Raw genomic sequence first — 19,303 nt, forward strand, 5'->3', positions numbered from 1 at the left:
GGGGATCGCCCACCACCGGCCGTTCCCGACCGGATGTCGCCCTCCGGCGGCCGAGAGCCGCCCCGCCGGCCCTCCGCTCTACGCGAGGGCGCTGAGCCCCGGTACGAACGCCACCAGCACCGGAACCGCCGGCACCAGCGCCGCCAGTGCCGTCAGCCGCAGCCGGCGTACGGCGGAGAGCCGGGGCGTGGCCGCCAGCAGCCGGCGCACCCGCTGGGGGACGTGCGCGTGCGGGGTCGGGCAGGGCCCGAACACCCCGCGGTCCTCGTTCAGGCCGACCAGCGCCAGCGCCACGGTGAGCCGCCCGTACCGCCGCGAGGCCACGTCGTCGGCGGCCAGCTCGACCAGCCGGTGCATCTGCGCCTCGAAGGCGGCGAAGACGGGGACCTGCGGAAACGCCCCCGACAGCGCCCGCGAGCAGTGCAGCAGCCAGTCGTGCCGCGCGGCCGCGTGACCCTGCTCGTGCGCGAGCACGGCGTCCAGCTGCTGACCCTTGAGCCGCCCGAGCGCGCCCGTGGTGACCACCAGCCGGGGCGCGGTGCCCGGCAGCCACCAGGCGTCGGGCCGCCGCCCCTCCAGGACGACCAGGCGCCCGCTGTCCGGTTCCTCGCCGGGCAGCAGGGGCGCCCGCACCAGGAGTTCGGCCCGCTCGGCGCGCCGGCGCGAGCGCGCCCGCAGCACCTCCGCGGTCAGCATCGCCCCGGTCCACAGCGCACCGCCGGCGAGCACCAGCGCGGTCCCGGCGGCCCAGCGTCCACCGCCCGCCCCGAGCCCGTAGGCGTCGACGACCCCGCGCGGCGCGGACGCGAAGAGCGGCCCGCGCACCGCCAGCCAGGCGGCTCCCGCGCTGAGCAGCATCGAAAGGGCGCAGCAGAGGAGCACCGCGGCCACCACGCACTGCCACACCCACAGGGCCACCACCGGCTCGCGCTCGGGCCACTCGGCACGGGCCAGCAGTCGGGGCGCGAGGAGAGCGGTCAGGGCGCCGAGCAACAGGAGAACGGCGGGGACCATCATGGGCGCATTTTAGGTGGGCGGGCCTGCCCACCGGTATGGCCGCCGTTCATTGGTGACGCACGACACGTCGGGTGCCCCGCCCCGGGACAGGGCGCCTCACATGGTGAGCAGCATGGCCAACATCCCTATCCCCATGGCCAGTCGGCACGCCCGGGTGAGCTCGGCGGCCCCGCGTCCGGCGCCCCGCGGGGCCCCCGCGAGCGCCGCCGGGCCCGGCGCACCGCCCGCCACCGCCGCCGCTCCGCCCGCCGTCACCAGCCGGGCTCCGCCCAGCAGCACGTACCCCGCGAAGTAGAGCAGCAGCAGGCCGGTGACCAGAGGCAGCCCCGGAGCGAGCCCCTCGCCGTGCCCCGGGCCGTGGCTCCCGGCGTGCGCGGCGCCCGTATCCGGTGCCGCGGCCGCACCCATGGTCACCGTCATGTAGACCATGGCCAGCGAGCCCACCAGGTGGTGGACGTGGTGGACGCCGCCGCGCAGCAGCCACACCGCGTGCAGCGCGGCCGCGCAGAAGACGGCCAGCAGCACCCCGGGGCCCCACGCTCCGGTTCCCGTCGGCGCGGCCATCACCGCCATGCCGAACCCCATCGCGGCCTCACCGCCCGCCGCCCCCCGCGCGGCGCGCTCCGCTCTGCGCGCCCGCAGCAGGCAGTAGGCCCCGCTCAGGGCGCACAGCGCCACCAGCAGCCACGCGGAAACGGTGGCGGAAGCGGAAAGGGACATCGCGGGACCGTGCACGGCGGAACCCCCCGGTTCGTCGGCGTCAGGGGAAGAGATGCCCTGCCCGGAGGGCCCGCACGCCGCCCCGGGTTAGGCTCTCCTTGCCGGACCAGGCTTGTCATATGCCAGCTTTTCGAACGGAGCCGCCCCGATGTCGACCGCCGAGCCCACCCGCACCACGGCCCTCAGCTTCCGCAGTGCCGTCGACTCGGACGTACCGGCTCTGGTGGCGCTCGTGGAGTCGGCGTACCGCGGCGACGTGAGCCGCGGCGGCTGGACGACCGAAGCGGACCACCTCGACGGGCAGCGCACCGACGAGCGGGGCGTGCGCGAGGTCATCGCCGCCCCCGGCAGCGTCCTCCTCGTGGTCGAGCGCGACGGTGAGATCGTCGCCTGCTGCCACCTCGAACACCGCGGTGACCACGCCTACTTCGGGATGTTCGCCGTACGCCCCGCGCTCCAGGGCGCCGGCCTCGGCAAGGAGATCATGGCCGAGGCCGAGCGCCGGGTGCGCGAGCTGTGGGACGCCAAGGAGATGCGCATGACCGTGATCAACGTGCGCGAGGAACTCATCGCCTACTACGAACGACGCGGTTACCGGCGCACCGGCGAGCTGACCCCGTTCCCCTACGGCAACGAGCGCTTCGGCATACCGCGCCGCGCCGACCTGGCGTTCGAACTGCTGGTCAAGCAGCTCTGAGCCGGGCGGCGCAGCCCCTCGGCGCATCGCGGCCCCACAGGCTGAGCCGGGGCCGGAGCCGGATCAGGCGGTGAAGCGGCCCGTCCGCCGGATCTCCGGCAGGTCGGTCACCGCGCCGTCCAGCTCCAACGCCCGTGCCAGCTTGAGCCGTTCCTGGGTGTTCACCGTCCAGCCCATCACCCGCAGACCGGCCGCGTGCGCCGCTTCGACGGTCTCCAGGGTGAGCCGCCGGATGTCGAGCGCCAGGGTCCCGGCGCCCGCGGCCGATGCCCGCTCCACGACGTCCTCGCCGTAGCGGCTCGCGCTCAGCACCGTCCGTACCCCCGGTACCAGCCGGGCGATCCCGGCGAGCACCGCGTCGTCCCCGGAGGAGACCTCCACCCGGCCGGTCAGGTCCCGCCGCAGCAGCACCTCCGCCAGCACCTGGGCGCAGGCCCGGTCCCGCACCGAGGCCACCAGCGGCAGGCCGACCGCGTCCAGCACCTCTTCGAAGACCGGCACCCGCTCGCCCTGGCCGGCGTCGAGCCCGCGCAGTTCCGCGAGGGTCAGATCGGCGACGGCCCCCGCGCCGTCGGTGGTCCGGTCGACCTCGGGGTCGTGCAGGACGACGAGCGCGCCGTCCTTGCTGAGCCGGAGATCGAGCGCGATCACGTCCATGCCGCTGCGCTGCGCGCGGACGAACGACCGGAGGGTGTTCTCCGGCTCGACACCCATGACCCCGCGATGACCGATGGTGAGGAAAGTCAAGGTTCTCTCGCTTCCGTCGACGGCGGCTCCCCGCGCGGTCGCGGTGTCCCGACCGGCCGCGTGGTGAGGACGCATGCTAGTGCGCCGACGGTGCGTTGGGACCGCCCGTGCGGCGCCCCGGCAGGACCCTCCGGCCGGTTCCCGCCAAGGGTTGTGCACGGCGTCCGGGCTGCCGCGCCGTCACCCTGCCGTGGGCGCGTCCCCGCTGCCTTGACCCGGCGCGTCCCCGCGGCCCGACCCGGGCGCGCCTCTTGCCTCTTCGAGATATGACTACTAGTCATATTCCTAATAGGAGTATGTCCAGGCACGGCAGGCACCCCTGGAGGCACCGTGAAGTTTTCCGTGATCTTCGAAGCGCAACTCGCCGACCCGACCGTGGAGCGCGAGCACCAGGTCATCCGGGACTCCGTGGAGCAGGCCGTCCTGGCCGAGCGGATGGGCTTCGACCGGATCTGGGCCGTCGAGCACCACTCGCTCAAGTGGTACAGCCACCTCAGCGCTCCGGAGATCTTTTTGACCTGGGTCGCGGCCAGGACGCACACCATCCGCATCGGCCACGGCGTCGTGTGCATGCCCTTCAACTTCAACCACCCCGTCCGGGTCGCCGAGCGGGCCGCGATGCTCGACCTGCTCTCCGGCGGCCGGCTCGACCTGGGCGCGGGGCGAGGCGGCACCCTGCAGGAGACCTCGCTGTGCGGCGTGGACCGGGACCGCACCGCGCAGGAGGTGGAGGAGGCGCTGCGGATCATCGGCCGGGCCTGGCAGGAGGACGAGCTGGAGTACCACGGCGACCTGATCGACATCGATCCGCATCCCGTCCTGCCCCGCCCGCGGCAGACCCCGCACCCGCCCCTGTTCCTCGCGTGCAGCCGCGCCGAGACCCTGCGGCAGGCGGCCGAACTGGGCGTCGGCGCCCTGGTGATGGGCTTCGCCGGGCCGGAGTCGGTCGCCTCGATGCGCGCGGCGTACGACGCGGCCATCGCCGGACGGGACGGTTCGCGGTTCGTGTCGAGCGAGGTCAACGACCACTTCTCGGTGCTCTGCCCGACCATCGTGCTCGACGACCCGGCGCGGGCCCGCCGGATCGGCCTGCGGGGCCAGCGCTTCTTCGCCCAGTCCATCGGCCACTGGTACGGCGGCGCGGGCGTCCCGGACGAGGCGGTGGTCGCGGGCGCCGACGAGGGCGCCGCCCTGCGCGGGGCCGCCGAGCAGGTGGTGGCGCGGCTGCACGAACTCGACGTCCCGGTCCGGCCCACCGCCACGGCCACCTTCCACGCGGACCACGCCTACGGCGGCGCCGAGGACGCGATCGCCCACGTCGAACGGCTCCGCGAGGCCGGGGCGGACGAGGTGATGTGCCTGATCCAGATGGGCACGGTGCCGCAGGAAGCCTGTCTGGAAACCCTGCGGCAGTGGGGCGAGAAGGTCATCCCGCGCTTCCGGGAGGTGTGAGCGGCGCCCCGGTGAGGTAGTGACCCACGCGCGACCCCCTCTGGAGGTGCCCCTGATGCAGTCCGTCCCGCCGCCGCGACCGCTCCCGGACCCCGACCGACTCGATCCCGGGGTCCGCCCCTTCGTGGACGCCCTCTCCGACCTCTTCCCCGACATCGGCGGCCGGGTCACCGACGCCGCCACCGCCCGCCGGATCCTGGCCGACGTCCCCGAGTCCCCGGGCCCGCCGCCCGCCGTTGGCTCCGTGGCGGACCGCGAGATACCCGGGCCCGAGGGCGCGCCGCCGCTGGCGGTGCGCGTGTACCGCCCCGACCCGCGGCGGTGGCCCGGGCCCCGGCCCACCGTGGTGTTCTGCCACGGCGGCGGCTGGGTGCTGTGCGACCTCGACACCCACGACACCACCGTGCGGGAGCTGTGCCGGGCCTCCGGCGCGGTCGTCGTGTCCGTGGACTACCGGCGGGCCCCGGAGGCCCGCTTCCCCGCCGCCGTCCACGACGTCCACGCCGCGCTGAGCTGGGCTGGCGGGCACCTGGCCGACCTCGGCGGTGATCCCGGCGCCCTCGTGGTCGCGGGGGACAGCGCGGGCGGCAACCTCGCCGCCGCGGCGCTGCTGCTGGCCCGGGCGCGCGGGGGACCGCCGGTCGCCCTCCAGGTGCTCCTCTACCCGGCCCTGGACGCCGCCCTGGACAGCGGCTCCGCGCGGCGCAACGCCGAGGGCTACTTCCTGACCGCCGCGCACGTGCGCTGGTTCTGGGAGCAGTACCTCGGGCCCGGCGGGGACGGCGCGGATCCGCTGGCCTCGCCGCTGCGCGCGGACCTCGCCGGGCTCCCGCCCGCGCACGTGGTCACCGCGGGTTGCGATCCGCTGTGCGACGAGGGGGCGGCGTACGTCCGTGCGCTCCGCGAGGCGGGCACGAGCGCCCACGAGGATCATCATCCCGGGATGTTCCACGGGTTCCTGGCGCTTTCCGGCCTGCTGCCCGCGGCCCGCCATGCCCTGGACGGCGTAGGCGAAGCGATCGCCCGGACGGCATCCAGCGGGAAGAATTGCGGCGAGGGCGGGGGTGACGCAGGATAATTTCCCGGATCGCCACTTGAGCAGGAGGGCCTCGCATGCAACCCTGTCCTGACGTGAGGTTCTCCTGTGGAGGAAGTGACATGACGGAAACTCTTGTGCCGGGACCGGTCGGTGCCGTGATAACCGCCGGAACGCGGGTGGTGGACCACCCGGCGTGGCCCCAGCTCAAGGCCGCCGTGGAGGAGATCCGTCCTTGGCAGGCCAAGGACGGGTCGATCGACTTCGAGGCCGCGGTCGCGCCCACGCGTCTGGAGGCCGAGGCCGTCGTGGAGCGCATGATCGACGCCGTGGAGCAGCTGTCGCCGCTGCTGCCGCACTCCCTGGACTACCACCGCGCGCTGGTCGCGGACCTGCGCAAGTACGCCGCGGACGGCTTCGGCGTGCCGGACTTCCTCGACTCGCTGCTCGCGTTCCACCCGGCCGCCGAGCGCGCCGACGGGCTCCAGCACCTCGTGGTGTTCCCCATGTACACGCAGAACGGGAACCCCGACCGCAACTTCGAGGCCGTCGTCCTCAAGATGGTGTGGCCCGAGTGGCTCGCCGAGCTGGAGCGCACGCGCTACGACAACCCGCTCTTCCTCGGCATCACCTTCGAGGACTTCACGGCGGGCTACGACACCCACTCGGCCGTGCTCTTCCCGGAGACCATCGCGGTCCGCGAGGCGCCCGAGCGCTTCACCTGGGGCGGCATCTTCTGCGACCGCGAGGCCGCGCGCTTCCGCAAGGTCACCGAGGCGGCCGTGGACATCCTCGGCATCACCCTGCCCGCGGACATCGCCGCCATGGTCACCGACCAGGAGCGCTGCGAGAAGGCCTTCGTCCTGTGGGACATGGTCCACGACCGCACCCACAGCCACGGCGACCTGCCGTTCGACCCCTTCATGATCAAGCAGCGCCAGCCGTTCTGGATGTACGGCCTGGAAGAGCTGCGCTGCGACCTCACCGCCTTCAAGGAGGCCGTGAAGCTGGAGTCCGAGGGCAACGAGCACGGCCGTGACGTGCAGTACGCCGTCCTCTTCGACCGGATGTTCCGCTTCCCGGTCTCCGGCGACCGCACCCGCAACTACGACGGCCTCGGCGGCCAGCTGCTCTTCGCGTACCTCCACAAGCACGACGTCGTGCGCTGGACGGACAACACGCTGAAGATCGACTGGATGCGCGCCCCGCAGGTGACCAACCAGCTGTGCGCCGAGATCGAGGACCTCTACCGGGCGGGCATCGACCGCCCCAAGCTGGTTCACTGGTTCAAGGCCTACGAGCTGGTCGCGACCTACCTCGCGCCGCACCCCGGCTCCCGCTGGGCCAAGGGCCCCGACGCCCTGGACCTGACGCAGCCGCCGCGCAAGCTCGTGGACGACGTGCTTCCGGACGAGTTCCCCCTCAGCATGTTCTACGAGGCCCTCGCCAAGAAGCTCAAGGGCGTCATCGCCTCGACCAAGGGGATCACGGCGCTGAACGCCGAGGACCGCACGAAGGAAGAGCGGGTCGCCGCGTGAGCGCTCGCGCGGAGGAGGCACAGCGGATGAACGGCTCCGGGAACGGAAACGGAAAGCTCAGCGGAGCGGTCGTGGCGGTCGCGGGAGCAGGCGGGCCCGCGGGCCGCGCCACCCTGATCCGCCTCGCCGAGGCGGGCGCCACGGTGATAGCGGCCGACGCGGACGCGGCGCGCCTCGCGGAAGCGGTCGACGCCGCCCGCTACGCCCACGGCGGGGCCACCGTCACCGGTGACACCGTCGACCTGCTCGACCTGCACGCCACCAAGGAGTGGGCGGCCAGGACCGAGAAGGAGTTCGGCTCGGTCGACGGGGTGGTCCACCTCGTCGGCGGCTGGCGCGGCAGCTCGTCCTTCACCGAGACGGACCTCGCGGACTGGGACTTCCTGGAGAAGCTCCTCATCCGCACCGTCCAGCACACCTCGCTCGCCTTCCACGACGGCCTGCTGCGCAGCGGCCGCGGCCGCTACGTCCTGGTGAGCCAGTCCGGTGCGCACAAGCCGGTGGCCAACAACGCCGCGTACAACGCGGGCAAGGCGGCGGCCGAGGCCTGGACGCTGGCCCTCGCCGACTCCTTCCGCAAGGCGGGAGGCGACGACGGCCCGGGCGCGGCGGCTGCGATCCTGGTCATCAAGGCACTGGTGCACGACGCGATGCGCGCCGAGCGACCCACTGCGAAGTTCGCGGGCTTCACCGACGTCAAGGAGCTGGCCGAGGCCATCACCGGCGTCTGGGAGAAGTCCGCCACCGAAGTGAACGGACAGCGTCTGTGGCTGACCCCGCAACCCTGAGGACCGATGCCCGCCGGCACCACGACCCCGCGGTGCGCGGCTTCGCGAGCGACAACTACGCGGGAGCGCATCCCGAGGTCGTGGCCGCGATCGCCCTCGCCAACGGCGGCCACCAGGTGGCCTACGGCGACGACGAGTACACCGAGCACCTGCAGAAGGTCATGCGGAGCCACTTCGGCCCGTACGCCGAGACCTACCCGGTCTTCAACGGCACCGGCGCCAACGTGACCGCGCTGCAGGCCCTGACCGACCGCTGGGGCGCGGTGGTGTGCGCGGAGACCGCGCACATCAACGTCGACGAGGGCGGCGCGCCGGAGCGGATGGCCGGTCTCAAGCTGCTCACCGTGGCGACGCCGGACGGCAAGCTCACGCCCGAGCTGATCGACCGGCAGGCCTGGGGCTGGGAGGACGAGCACCGGGCGATGCCGCAGGTCGTGTCCCTCACCCAGAACACCGAGCTGGGCACGGTGTACACGCCGGACGAGATCCGGGCCATCTGCGAGCACGCGCACGCGCTGGGCATGAAGGTCCATCTCGACGGGGCCCGGATATCCAACGCGGCGGCGTCGCTGGACGTGCCGATGCGCGCGTTCACCAACGCGGTCGGCGTCGACGTGCTGTCGTACGGCGGCACGAAGAACGGCATGCTCTTCGGCGAGGCCATCGTGGTCCTCAACCCGGACGCGGTCCGGCAGATGAAGCACATCCGCAAGATGTCGATGCAGCTCGCCTCGAAGATGCGGTTCGTCTCGGTGCAGCTCGAAGCGCTGCTCGCCAAGGACCTGTGGCTGCGCAACGCCCGGCACGCGAACGCGATGGCGCAGCGGCTGGCGGCGGGCGTGCGCGAGCTGGACGGGGTGAAGATCCTCTACCCGGTCCAGGCCAACGCCGTGTTCGCGCGGCTGCCGCACGAGGTCTCGCGCCGGCTGCAGAAGCGTTTCCGGTTCTACTTCTGGGACGAGGTGGCGGGCGACGTGCGCTGGATGTGCGGGTTCGACACCCAGGAGGACGACGTGGACGCCTTCCTCCAGGCGCTGAAGGAAGAGCTGGCGCGGTAAGTCACGAGCTCGCACCGCATGCATGGATATACCCCGTCTCGTAAATCTATAGATTTCCGGGGCGGGGTATACCTATGCTCCCGATCATGGAACTGATCCCGGAACACCCAGGCCTCGCGCCCTATCTTGCGGCGGACGAGGCCATCGACCACGGCCACCCGCTGGTCCGGCAGACCGCCGACACCCTCTGGGCCGCCACCGGCGACGCATACACATACGCGGAATCGGCCTTCGCGTTCGTCCGCGACACCATCCCGCACTCGAACGACGCCGGTGACCTCCGCGTCACCTGGCGGGCCTCCGACGTACTGGAGCGGCGCACCGGCATCTGCTACGCCAAGGCCCACGCCCTGACCGCGCTGCTGCGCGCCCGGGACATCCCGACGGGGCTCTGCTACCAGCTCCTCGGCGACGACGACGGCTCCCGCGCCGTGGTCCACGGCCTGATCGCCCTGCGGCTGCCGGGCCGGGACACCTGGTCCCGGCTGGACCCGCGCGGCAACAAACCGGGCGTAGACGCCCGGTTCTCGCTGGACACCGAGCGGCTGGCCTTCCCCGTACGCCCGGAGCTGGGCGAGATCGACTACCCCGGCCTGTACGCCACCCCGCCCGCGCCGGTGCTGCACGCCCTGCGCACGGCCCCCGACCGGGTGGCCCTCTGGGATCTGCTGCCCACGGGGCTCCAGGCGGCCTAGCGGGGCGCTTCGCGCGGAGCGTCGGCCGCCGACGGTGCGGGTGGTGCGAGCGGTCGCGCGGCGAGCGGCTCGGCCGCAGGGTCGACGGGGACGGCGGGGCCCGTGGTCAGCCGGTGCAGCAGCGCGGCGGCGAGCTGGAGGGCGGCGATGCCGAGGACCAGCATCCAGGGCGGCCGGGCCGCCGCGAGGCCCACCAGGGCGGCGCCCGCCGCCGCCGCGGTGATCTTGAGCCCGGCCCCCAGGGTGAACACCTGCGCCCGCACCGCTTCCGGCGCGTGCTCGGCCCGGATCCGCAGGGTCGCCGTCAGCAGCGGCCCGTCGCACAGTCCCGCCAGCGCGAAGCAGGCCGCGGCGAGCGCCGGCGTGGGCGCGAAGGCAGCTCCGACCAGCACCACCCCGGTACCGGTCAGGGCCCAGCGGGCCAGCCGGCCCGGATCGTCCGCCCGCCCCGAGGCGCGCCGCCGGGCCAGCAGCAGGGACCCGCAGAGCGCGCCCACCGCGAAGGCGGTCATCAGGACGCCCCCGGCCCCGGGGGCGCCGAGGGCGCCCGCGAGCAGGACGGCGGTGGTGCTCAGGGCGCCGATGCCGACGAAGGCCAGGGTGGTCGCCGCGGAGACGGCCCGCAGCTCGCGGACCCGCCACAGGGCGGCGAAACCGCCGCCCGCGGTGGGCCGCGTCCGCGCGGTCCGCGGGCGGGCGCGCGGGTCCTCGTACGGGAGCAGCGCGGCCAGGACGGCGGCCACCGCCCCCGAGCAGGCCAGCGCGGCCATCGCGGGCCCCGCCGAGCCGAGCGCGGCGATCAGGCTCACCACGGCCGGGGCCGTCACACCCGCCGCGTTGTAGGTCGCCGCGTCCCAGGCGTACGCGCGGTCGCGCCCGCCACCCGCCGGGACCAGCGAGGCCACCAGGCTCGACAGCCCGCCCGTCACCATCGGTCCGCAACTGCCGCCGGCCACCGCCACCGCGATCACCACGGGCACCGGCGCCCGGCCCACCAGCACCGACAGGGCCGCCACGGCCAGCGTGAAGCACACGAGAGCGCCCACGTGGAACAACCGGGGGCGCGCGGTCCGCGCGGCGGCCGCGCCCGCCAGCGGGGCGGCCAGCACGTGCGGGGCCAGCCACGCGGTCAGGACGAAGGCGCCGTCCGCGGCGCTCCCGGTCCGCTCCAGCGCCAGCAGCACCAGCGCGATCCCCATCCCCTCGGACGCGAACCGGCCGGCCAGCGCCGCGGCCAGGTACCGCTTGAATCCGCGCATGCGGTCACCACCCCCGGTCGAGACGCTACCGCGCGCCGGTGGACGGGGGGTGGAGATGCCGTGAGGGGCCGCGCGGGGACGCGGCGACCGGGCCGGCGGCGGGGATCCGGCGGGCCCGGGGGCTCAGTCGGCTTCGCGGACCTGCGCCGGGGTGGGCGCCGTACCGCCGAGGTGCGCCGGCAGCCACCAGGCGTCGTCCGTGCCCTCCGGCTTCGCCGGGTAGGCCCGCTGCGCCGCCTCCAGCAGCTCCTGCACGCGCTCGCGCAGCCGCCGCGTGATGGCTCCGGCGAACTGGTCGGCCGGCGCGTCCATCGGCTCGCCCACTCGCATCGTCACGGGGATGTGACTGCGCTTGAGGTCCTTCGGGCGGCCCTTGGTCCACATCCGCTGGGTGCCCCACATCGCGAGGGGGATCAGCGGGACCCCGGCCTCCTGCGCCATCCGCGCCGCACCCGACTTGAAGCTCTTCAGCGTGAAGGACTGCGAGATCGTCGCCTCGGGGAACACCCCGATGATCTCGCCGCCGCGCAGGGAGTCGAGGGCGAGCTGGTAGGCCGCCTCGCCCTGCGTGCGGTCCACCGGGATGTGCTTCATCCCGCGCATCAGCGGACCGGACACCTTGTGCCGGAACACCGAGTCCTTGGCCATGAAGCGGATGAGCCGCTTGGACGGCCGGGCCGCCATCCCGGCGAAGATGAAGTCGAGGTAGCCGACGTGGTTGGAGACGAGCACCGCGCCGCCCTTGCGCGGGATGTTCTCGGTGCCCTTCATGTCGATGCGGACGTCCAGCGCCTTGAACAGCGTGTGCGCCGCGCCGATCACCGGGGGGTAGACGAACTCAGCCATGTGGGGAGACCCCGCTTTCTGCCTGGGGAAGAACTCCCGGCCGTAAGTTACGCCATCGTAGGTACGTAGCCATGGGGATCGTGCCCCATACCTGCCCCGGTAGCCAGTCCAGATGCCCCGACCAGGAGAGATTCTTGTCACGCCGGGAATGTGGCGTACCGCGGGGGTGCTCGCAAGACCGTACGGAGCGGACGGCGGCGGTGACGGGAGAGCACATGCGGGGCCAGGACGGGCGACCGGAGCACGAGACGCGGGGCGAACGGCGGCTGGGACGCGCGGAACTGGGCGCCGAGCCGGGGGAGCGGGCCACCCTGGTCCAGTTCTCCAGCGCCTTCTGCCAGCCCTGCCGGGCCACCCGCCGGATCCTCGCCGAGGTGGCCGCCATGGTCGAGGGCGTCGCGCACATCGAGATCGACGCGGAGGACCACCTCGCCCTGGTCCGGGAGCTGGCCGTCGAGAAGACCCCGACCGTGCTCGTGCTGGACGCGGCGGGCCGGATCGTGCGGCGGGCCGCCGGGATGCCCCGCAAGGCGGACGTGATCGCGGCCCTGGGCGCGGCGATGTGAACCGGTGCGCGCGCCCCCACGCAGCGTGACGCGCCCGACATCTGGCCGCTGTCGCTTGACTGGGCGCGCCGGAGATCGCCAGGCTGGCGGCATGCGGTACGAACTCCTGCTTTACGGACGGGTCCCCGCCGGGCCCGCCCGGTACGCGAGCGCGCGCTGTCGGGGCCGTTGACCGCCCCACCCCCCTCCGGCGACCCGGCCGGGGCAGACGACGCGGCAGAAGGAAGAGACACACCGATGACGGCGCTGACCGCCACCACGGACACCACCGCGAAGGACACCAGCGCGACGGACCCCACCACCACGGGCATCACCGCCGCGGGCCCGACCGCTCGCGAGGAGAACGGCGCCGTCGGCGCCGCGGGCGTCCTCCCGGGCTCGCCCGACCTGCTGCGCTCGGTCTTCCGGCAGCACGCCGCGGGCGTCGCGGTGATCACCTCCGAGACCGGCGGGCGCCCGGCGGGATTCACCGCCACCTCGCTCAACTCCGTCTCCGCCGACCCTCCGCTGCTGTCCTTCACCATCGGCACCGGGTCCTCCAGCTGGCCCGCGATACGCGACTCCGAGCACGTCGGGGTGCACATACTCGGCGAACACCAGCGGGACCTGGCCGGACTCTTCTCCCGGAGCGGAGCCGACCGCTTCGGCCCGGCCACCGCCTGGGCCGCGGGGCCGCACGGGGTCCCGCTGCTGGACGGGGTCCTGGCCTGGCTGGTCTGCCGGATCGTGGCCCGCGTCCCCGCGGGCGCGCACCGGGTGATCATCGCGGAGGCGGTCGCCGGGCACCCGGCCGGGGAGGGCCGCCCGCTGCTCTACCACCAGGGACGCTTCAACGCGTTGCGGGACTGAATCGTCCCTGCTGGGGCGCCTTGGTCCGGCGTTGGCAAGGTCACAGTTCGGCGGCCTTGCAACCGGGGAAGACCAGGGGTGTACTGACGAGTAACATTCCCTTCGGAGCGCGGACCGCCCCGACCGGGATCGGCCCGACAAGGCGCCTATGCTGCCTGCATCAAGGCAGCACCAGAAAAGACGATGCAGTAGGAGAGCCGGCGTGAGCTTGAGGATCGTTGTCTGTGTGAAGTACGTGCCCGACGCCACCGGCGACCGGCACTTCGCCGATGACCTGACCGTCGACCGCGACGACGTCGACGGCCTGCTGTCGGAGCTCGACGAGTACGCCGTCGAGCAGGCGCTGCAGATCGCCGACGAGGCCGACGACGCGGAGATCACCGTCCTGACGGTCGGCCCCGAGGACGCCAAGGACGCGCTGCGCAAGGCGCTCTCCATGGGCGCCGACAAGGCGATCCACGTCGAGGACGACGATCTGCACGGCACCGACGTCATGGGCACCTCGCTGGTGCTCGCCAAGGCGATCGAGAAGGCCGGCTACGACCTGGTCATCACCGGTATGGCGTCCACCGACGGCACCATGGCCGTCCTCCCGGCGATCCTGGCCGAGCGCCTGGGCGTCCCGCAGGTCACCCTGCTCTCGGAGGTCAAGGTCGAGGACGGCGCCGTCACCGGCCGCCGTGACGGCGACACCGCGAGCGAGCAGCTCCAGGCGTCCCTGCCGGCCCTCGTGTCGGTGACGGACCAGTCGGGCGAGGCCCGCTACCCGTCCTTCAAGGGCATCATGGCCGCCAAGAAGAAGCCGGTGCAGGCGTGGGACCTGTCCGACCTGGAGATCGAGGCGGACGAGGTCGGCCTGGAGGGCTCCTGGACCGCGGTCGACTCCGCGACGCAGCGCCCGGCCCGCACCGCCGGCACGATCGTCAAGGACGAGGGCGAGGGCGGCAAGCAGCTGGCCGAGTTCCTGGTCGGCCAGAAGTTCATCTAAGAGCTTCGGCCGCGCACCACGGCCACGCCCCACCTCCCCCGACTACTTCGCTTTCGCAGGAGCAACCCCATGGCTGAAGTCCTCGTCTACGTCGACCACGTGGACGGCGCCGTCCGCAAGCCCACCCTCGAACTGCTGACGCTGGCCCGTCGCATCGGCGAGCCCGTCGCCGTCGCGCTGGGTGCCGGCGCCGCCGCCACCGCCGCCGTGCTCGCCGAGCACGGCGCGGTCAAGGTCCTCACCGCCGACGCCCCCGAGTTCACCGAGTACCTCGTCGTACCGAAGGTGGACGCGCTCCAGGCCGCGTACGACGCCGTGTCGCCCGCCGCCGTGCTCGTCCCCTCCTCCGCCGAGGGCAAGGAGATCGCGGCCCGCCTGGCCGTCCGCATCGGCTCCGGCATCATCACGGACGCCGTCGACCTGGAGGCGGGTGACGAGGGCCCGGTCGCGACGCAGGCCGCCTTCGCCGCGTCGTTCACCACCAAGTCCCGCGTCTCCAAGGGCACCCCGGTCATCACCGTCAAGCCGAACTCGGCTCCGGTCGAGGCCGCCCCGGCCGCGGGCACCGTCGAGGAGCTCGCCGTCACCTTCGGCGCGCTGGCCACCGGCACCAAGGTCGTCTCCCGCACCCCGCGCGAGTCGACCGGCCGCCCGGAGCTGACCGAGGCCGCGATCGTGGTCTCCGGCGGCCGCGGCGTCAACGGCGCCGAGAACTTCCACATCATCGAGTCGCTCGCCGACTCGCTCGGTGCGGCCGTCGGCGCCTCCCGCGCCGCCGTGGACGCCGGCTGGTACCCGCACTCCAACCAGGTCGGCCAGACCGGTAAGTCGGTCTCCCCGCAGCTGTACATCGCCTCGGGCATCTCGGGCGCGATCCAGCACCGGGCCGGCATGCAGACCTCGAAGACCATCGTGGCCATCAACAAGGACTCCGAGGCCCCGATCTTCGACCTGGTCGACTACGGCGTCGTCGGCGACCTCTTCGCCGTCGTCCCGCAGCTGACCGACGAGATCAAGGCCCGCAAGGGCTGAGCCGCCGGTCCCAGCTCCGCTGACCGGAGCTGACCTGCGCAGACGTGCTGCCCCGGGGCCGCGTGGTGACTCTCGCCACGCGGCCCCGTGCTGTTTGGGGCAACCATTGACGGAGCGGAATGCGCTGACTAAATTCTGCTATGCGGATCAATGCTTCCGTGTAGCGGAAAAGAGGAGAGTGCACGATGGGTCAGCAGGAGAAGGTGGCGACCAGCCTCGCAGGCGCGGTCAGCGAGGGCATCAGCGCCTCCCTCGCCCCGGTGGACGCGGAACTAGCGCGCCACTACCCGGGCGACCCCGGCACCCGCCAGCCCATCCACACCGTCTACGTCCCGGGCGACGTCTTCGCCGCGGACACCATCCGCTCCTGGGGCGACCAGGCCCTCGCCGCGCTCGACGAGCACGCGCCGGACGCGCCGACCTTCGCGAAGGTACTGGGCATCAGCGACGAACTGGCGGTACCGGTCTACGACCGGGTGCGCGCCAAGCTCGCCGCCGAGCCCGTCGAGGACCTCCGCGTCGACTTCGAGGACGGCTTCGGCGTCCGCTCCGACGAGGAGGAGGACCAGGCCGCGGCCCGCGCCGCCCGCCTCGTCTCGGAAGCCTTCTCCAACGGCACGAACGCGCCGTACATGGGCATCCGGATGAAGTGCATGGAGTCCAACGTCCGCGACCGCGGCATCCGCACCACCGACATCTTCCTCTCCGGCCTGCTGGAGCACGGCGGCCTGCCCGACGGACTCGTCCTGACCCTGCCCAAGGTGACCTACGCCGAGCAGGTCAGCGCCTTCGTCAAGCTGCTGGAGGCCTTCGAGACCGCGCGCGGCCTGCGCCCCGGCCGGATCGGCTTCGAGATCCAGATCGAGACCAGCCAGTCCATCGTCGCCTCCGACGGCACCGCCACCGTCGCCCGGATGATCGAGGCCGCCCAGGGCCGCGCCACCGGCCTGCACTACGGCACCTTCGACTACAGCGCCTGCGTCGGCGTCTCGGCCGCCTACCAGTCCAGCGACCACCCCGCCGCCGACCACGCCAAGGCGATCATGCAGGTCGCCGCCGCCGGGACCGGCGTACGCGTCTCGGACGGCTCGACCAACGTCCTGCCGATCGGCAGCACCCAGCACGTCCACGAGGCCTGGAAGCTGCACTACGGCCTCACCCGCCGGGCCCTGGCCCGCGCCTACTACCAGGGCTGGGACATGCACCCGGCACACCTGCCGACCCGCTACGCGGCCGTCTTCACCTTCTACCGCGAGGGCCTCGAAGCCGCCGCCGCGCGGTTGAAGGCGTACGTCGCCAAGATCGAGGGCGACGTGATGGACGAGCCCGCCACCGCCAAGGCCCTGGCCGGCTACCTGGTCCGCGGCCTCGACTGCGGCGCGGTCGGCGCCGAGGAGGTCACCGCCCTGACCGGGCTGACCCGCGCCGAACTGGACGCCTTCGCGATCCCGCGCCGCTCGGCGACCCTGCACGCCTGAGCCGTGTACGGCGGGGCCCGGCCGGATGCGCTCCGGCCGGGCCCCGCGCGTTCACCCGCCCCCGACCACCCACCGCCGCAGGGTGCCGTCGCGTCCCGCGGTGGCCGGCAGGCTCCCGTCGGGCGAGAAGGCGAGGCCGTTGACGGCGCCGATGTGGCCGCTGAGGGGCTGACCGACGACCGTGCCTGAAGTTCGCCCACCAGGCTGGGACGGCGCGGGCCCCGCGGTCCCGGACTTCACCGAACAGAACGGAACACACGCGCCGTTCGCGGGCCTCATCCGGTGACGGGGGAGCCGGCGCCGCCGGGGCGGATCTCGCCCGAACCGCGCGCGATCAGGCGGGTCGGGAGTTCGATCCGGGCGGGGGGCAGTTCCGCGCCGGCCAGGCGCTGGAAGAGGCGTTCGGTCGCGACCCGGCCGAGGGTCGCCGGGTCCTGGGCCACCACGGTGACGGCCGGGCGGAGCAGGTCGGCCAGTTCGAAGTCGTCGAAGCCCACCAGCGCCACCGGCGGCGCTCCCCGCGCGGCCACCGAGGCGAGGACCCGGACCAGGGTCACCGTCACCCGGTTGTTGCCCGCGAAGACGGCGGTGACCGGGCCGGGTCCCGTCAGCATGGCCGTTGCGGCCGCCGTGACCCGCTCCGGGGCGGTCGGGCCGAGGGACTCCCAGCCGGCGTCCACCGCGAGCCCCGCCGCCGTCATGGCCGCCCGGTAGCCGCGCAGTCGCTCGGTCGCCGTGTGGATGTGCGGATGGTCGCCGATGAAGCCGATCCGGCGGTGGCCGTGCGCGATCAGGTGGGCCACCCCGTCGCGGGCGCCGCCGAAGCTGTCGGAGAGCACGACGTCCGCGTCGATCCGGCCCGCCGGGCGGTCCACGAACACCGTCGCTACCCCGGCCCGCATCTCCGGCTCCAGGTAGCGGTGGTCGTCCCCGGCCGGAATGACGATCAGCCCGTCCACCCGGCGCGCGCACAGGGCGAGCGCCAACTCCCGCTCCCGCTCAGGGTCCTCGGCGCTGGAACCGTTGACGAGCAGAGCGCCGTGGGCGCGCGCGACCTCCTCCACGGCCCGGTTCAGCGGCCCGTAGAAGGGGTCGGCGAGGTCCTCCAGGACCAGCCCGACCGTCGCCGTACGGCCCTTGCGGAGCACGCGTGCGCTGTCGTTGCGCCGGAACCCGAGTTCCTCGATGGCGTCGTGGACCCGCTTCTCGGTGTCGGGGGTTACCCCGGGCTCGTCGTTGACGACCCGGGACACGGTCTTCAGGCCGACCCCCGCCCGGGCCGCCACGTCCTTCATCGTCGGCCGCCGGCCGTAGCGGGACTCGGGCGAACGGCGGGAATGCGGCACGGTGGGGAACCTCCGGTGGTGGTGGGCGCGGCGGTCACGCGTCCGGGCGCGACGCGCTGACCTCGAGGATAAGCACCTCGGCCGATAACCGGGTTTCCGCGACGGGCCGGGGCGGGCAAGCCACTGGGGGTTCGGACGAGCCGAGGGCGCATCGGGAAGAGGGGTAATCGTGATTGTCTGGATCAACGGCACTTTCGGGGCCGGGAAGACCAGCACCGCCCGTGAACTGACCGGGCTCCTGCCGGACGCCACCCTGTACGACCCCGAGACTGTCGGCGACGCCCTCCGGCTCCTGCTGCCGCGCGAGCGGCTCGACGAGGTGTCCGACTACCAGGACCTGCCCAGCTGGCGGCGCCTGGTCGTGGACACGGCCGCCGCGCTGCTCGCGGAGGTGGGCGGCGTGCTGGTGGTGCCCATGACCCTGCTGCGGCAGGAGTACCGGGACGAGATCTTCGGCGCCCTCGCCGCGCGCCGGATTGCGGTCCGGCATGTGTTGCTGACCCCCGAGGAAACGATCCTGCGGCAGCGGATCGCCGGCCGGAACGAGGCCCGCGCGTGGTCCTACGCCCACTTGGAGCCCTACCGGCGGGCGCTCGGCTGGCTCACCGCCGACGCGCACGTCATCGACAACGGCGCCCTGACGCCCCGGGAGACCGCGCACCGCATCGCCGAGGCGCTGCGCTCCGACGAACTCGCCCTCTGTGACATCGTGCAGACCCCCGAGCCCACCGCCGAGACCGTCGCCGCCGGGGTGCTGCTCTTCGACGAGCACGACCGGGTGCTCCTGGTGGATCCGACGTACAAGCCCGGCTGGGAGTTCCCCGGCGGGGTCGTCGAAGCGGGCGAGGCACCGGCCCGGGCGGGGGTGCGGGAGGTCGCCGAGGAACTGGGCGTCTTCCTCGCGCAGCCGCCGGGACTGCTGGTCGTCGACTGGGAACCGCCCTGCTCCCCGGCCTACGGCGGGCTGCGGCTGATCTTCGACGGGGGCCGGCTGTCCCCACAGGTGGCGGCGGAGGTCCGGCTGCCCGGGCCCGAACTGCGGGCCTGGCGCTTCGTCACCGAGGAGGAAGCCGCCGGACTGCTCCCGCGGCACCGGTTCGAACGGCTGCGCTGGGCCCTGCGGGCACGGGAAAGGGCGACCGTGCTCAACCTGGAAGCGGGGGTCCCGGTCGGCGCGCCCTGAAGCCCGGG

General features: G+C 73.4%; 19 protein-coding genes. 13 read left to right on the forward strand and 6 right to left on the reverse strand.

The window, feature by feature from the left end:
* Nucleotides 1-78: 78 nt before the first annotated feature.
* Nucleotides 79-1,017 carry a M56 family metallopeptidase gene (locus ABZY31_RS21560; protein ID WP_356412708.1) on the reverse strand — a complete coding sequence of 313 codons (939 nt, stop codon included), beginning with the start codon at nt 1,015-1,017 and terminating at the stop codon, nt 79-81.
* 96 nt (nt 1,018-1,113) lie between these two features.
* On the reverse strand, nt 1,114-1,737 hold the full coding sequence (locus tag ABZY31_RS21565) for a DUF5134 domain-containing protein (protein ID WP_356412710.1): 624 nt from the start codon (nt 1,735-1,737) through the stop codon (nt 1,114-1,116).
* Between the two features lie 148 nt (nt 1,738-1,885).
* Between ABZY31_RS21565 and ABZY31_RS21570 the strand changes: the two genes are divergently transcribed.
* Complete coding sequence (locus ABZY31_RS21570; RefSeq protein WP_356412712.1) at nt 1,886-2,434, forward strand: GNAT family N-acetyltransferase; 549 nt, start codon at nt 1,886-1,888, stop codon at nt 2,432-2,434.
* A gap of 63 nt (nt 2,435-2,497) precedes the next feature.
* Here the strand turns inward: ABZY31_RS21570 and ABZY31_RS21575 are convergent, their stop codons facing one another.
* Entirely contained in the window at nt 2,498-3,181 is a 684-nt protein-coding gene (locus ABZY31_RS21575) for a glycerophosphodiester phosphodiesterase family protein (RefSeq protein WP_356412714.1), read from the reverse strand.
* Between the two features lie 330 nt (nt 3,182-3,511).
* Here ABZY31_RS21575 and ABZY31_RS21580 point away from each other — a divergent pair, with 330 nt between their 5' ends.
* From ABZY31_RS21580 to ABZY31_RS21605, 6 genes are all read left to right on the forward strand, one after another.
* Nucleotides 3,512-4,633 (forward strand): LLM class flavin-dependent oxidoreductase, encoded by a 1,122-nt coding sequence (locus ABZY31_RS21580; protein ID WP_356412715.1) that lies wholly within the window; start codon nt 3,512-3,514, stop codon nt 4,631-4,633.
* Nucleotides 4,634-4,688: 55 nt separating this feature from the next.
* Nucleotides 4,689-5,711, forward strand: a complete 1,023-nt coding sequence (locus tag ABZY31_RS21585; RefSeq protein ID WP_356412716.1) for an alpha/beta hydrolase — start codon at nt 4,689-4,691, stop codon at nt 5,709-5,711.
* Between the two features lie 80 nt (nt 5,712-5,791).
* On the forward strand, nt 5,792-7,207 hold the full coding sequence (locus ABZY31_RS21590; RefSeq protein ID WP_356412718.1) for a DUF6421 family protein: 1,416 nt from the start codon (nt 5,792-5,794) through the stop codon (nt 7,205-7,207).
* Between the two features lie 26 nt (nt 7,208-7,233).
* Entirely contained in the window at nt 7,234-7,995 is a 762-nt protein-coding gene (locus ABZY31_RS21595) for an SDR family NAD(P)-dependent oxidoreductase (protein ID WP_356412774.1), read from the forward strand.
* On the forward strand, nt 7,992-9,053 hold the full coding sequence (locus tag ABZY31_RS21600) for a low specificity L-threonine aldolase (RefSeq protein WP_356412775.1): 1,062 nt from the start codon (nt 7,992-7,994) through the stop codon (nt 9,051-9,053). Before ABZY31_RS21595 ends, ABZY31_RS21600 begins: the two co-directional genes overlap by 4 nt.
* 86 nt (nt 9,054-9,139) lie before the next feature.
* Nucleotides 9,140-9,748: a transglutaminase family protein gene (locus ABZY31_RS21605; RefSeq protein ID WP_356412720.1), complete on the forward strand. Its 609-nt coding sequence runs from the start codon at nt 9,140-9,142 to the stop codon at nt 9,746-9,748.
* Here the strand turns inward: ABZY31_RS21605 and ABZY31_RS21610 are convergent.
* Nucleotides 9,745-11,007 carry an MFS transporter gene (locus tag ABZY31_RS21610; RefSeq protein WP_356412722.1) on the reverse strand — a complete coding sequence of 421 codons (1,263 nt, stop codon included), beginning with the start codon at nt 11,005-11,007 and terminating at the stop codon, nt 9,745-9,747. The two genes, ABZY31_RS21605 and ABZY31_RS21610, sit on opposite strands and share 4 nt — an antisense overlap.
* A gap of 123 nt (nt 11,008-11,130) precedes the next feature.
* Nucleotides 11,131-11,853 carry a lysophospholipid acyltransferase family protein gene (locus ABZY31_RS21615; RefSeq protein ID WP_356412723.1) on the reverse strand — a complete coding sequence of 241 codons (723 nt, stop codon included), beginning with the start codon at nt 11,851-11,853 and terminating at the stop codon, nt 11,131-11,133.
* 215 nt (nt 11,854-12,068) lie between these two features.
* On the opposite strand from ABZY31_RS21615, the gene ABZY31_RS21620 reads away from it, so the two are divergent.
* The 5 genes from ABZY31_RS21620 (at nt 12,069) to ABZY31_RS21640 (ending at nt 16,766) form a co-directional block, all read left to right on the forward strand.
* The gene (locus tag ABZY31_RS21620) at nt 12,069-12,419 is read left to right on the forward strand and encodes a thioredoxin family protein (RefSeq protein WP_356412725.1); all 351 of its coding nucleotides are present in this window, start codon (nt 12,069-12,071) and stop codon (nt 12,417-12,419) included.
* A 237-nt stretch (nt 12,420-12,656) separates the two neighbouring features.
* Nucleotides 12,657-13,268, forward strand: a complete 612-nt coding sequence (locus ABZY31_RS21625; RefSeq protein ID WP_356412726.1) for a flavin reductase family protein — start codon at nt 12,657-12,659, stop codon at nt 13,266-13,268.
* Between the two features lie 202 nt (nt 13,269-13,470).
* Nucleotides 13,471-14,256 (forward strand): electron transfer flavoprotein subunit beta/FixA family protein, encoded by a 786-nt coding sequence (locus tag ABZY31_RS21630; RefSeq protein WP_356412728.1) that lies wholly within the window; start codon nt 13,471-13,473, stop codon nt 14,254-14,256.
* A 69-nt stretch (nt 14,257-14,325) separates the two neighbouring features.
* A complete protein-coding gene (locus ABZY31_RS21635; RefSeq protein WP_356412730.1) occupies nt 14,326-15,288 on the forward strand; it encodes an electron transfer flavoprotein subunit alpha/FixB family protein in 963 nt (320 codons plus the stop codon).
* 185 nt (nt 15,289-15,473) lie between these two features.
* Complete coding sequence (locus ABZY31_RS21640; RefSeq protein ID WP_356412732.1) at nt 15,474-16,766, forward strand: aldolase; 1,293 nt, start codon at nt 15,474-15,476, stop codon at nt 16,764-16,766.
* A 275-nt stretch (nt 16,767-17,041) separates the two neighbouring features.
* Here the strand turns inward: ABZY31_RS21640 and ABZY31_RS21645 are convergent, their stop codons facing one another.
* Nucleotides 17,042-18,061 carry a LacI family DNA-binding transcriptional regulator gene (locus tag ABZY31_RS21645; protein WP_356412776.1) on the reverse strand — a complete coding sequence of 340 codons (1,020 nt, stop codon included), beginning with the start codon at nt 18,059-18,061 and terminating at the stop codon, nt 17,042-17,044.
* Nucleotides 18,062-18,281: 220 nt separating this feature from the next.
* On the opposite strand from ABZY31_RS21645, the gene ABZY31_RS21650 reads away from it, so the two are divergent.
* Nucleotides 18,282-19,295: an NUDIX domain-containing protein gene (locus tag ABZY31_RS21650; protein WP_356412733.1), complete on the forward strand. Its 1,014-nt coding sequence runs from the start codon at nt 18,282-18,284 to the stop codon at nt 19,293-19,295.
* The last annotated feature ends 8 nt before the right edge of the window (nt 19,296-19,303 follow it).

The organism is Streptomyces sp. NPDC006529 (genome assembly GCF_040611795.1).
In the GTDB taxonomy this organism is placed as follows: domain Bacteria; phylum Actinomycetota; class Actinomycetes; order Streptomycetales; family Streptomycetaceae; genus Streptomyces.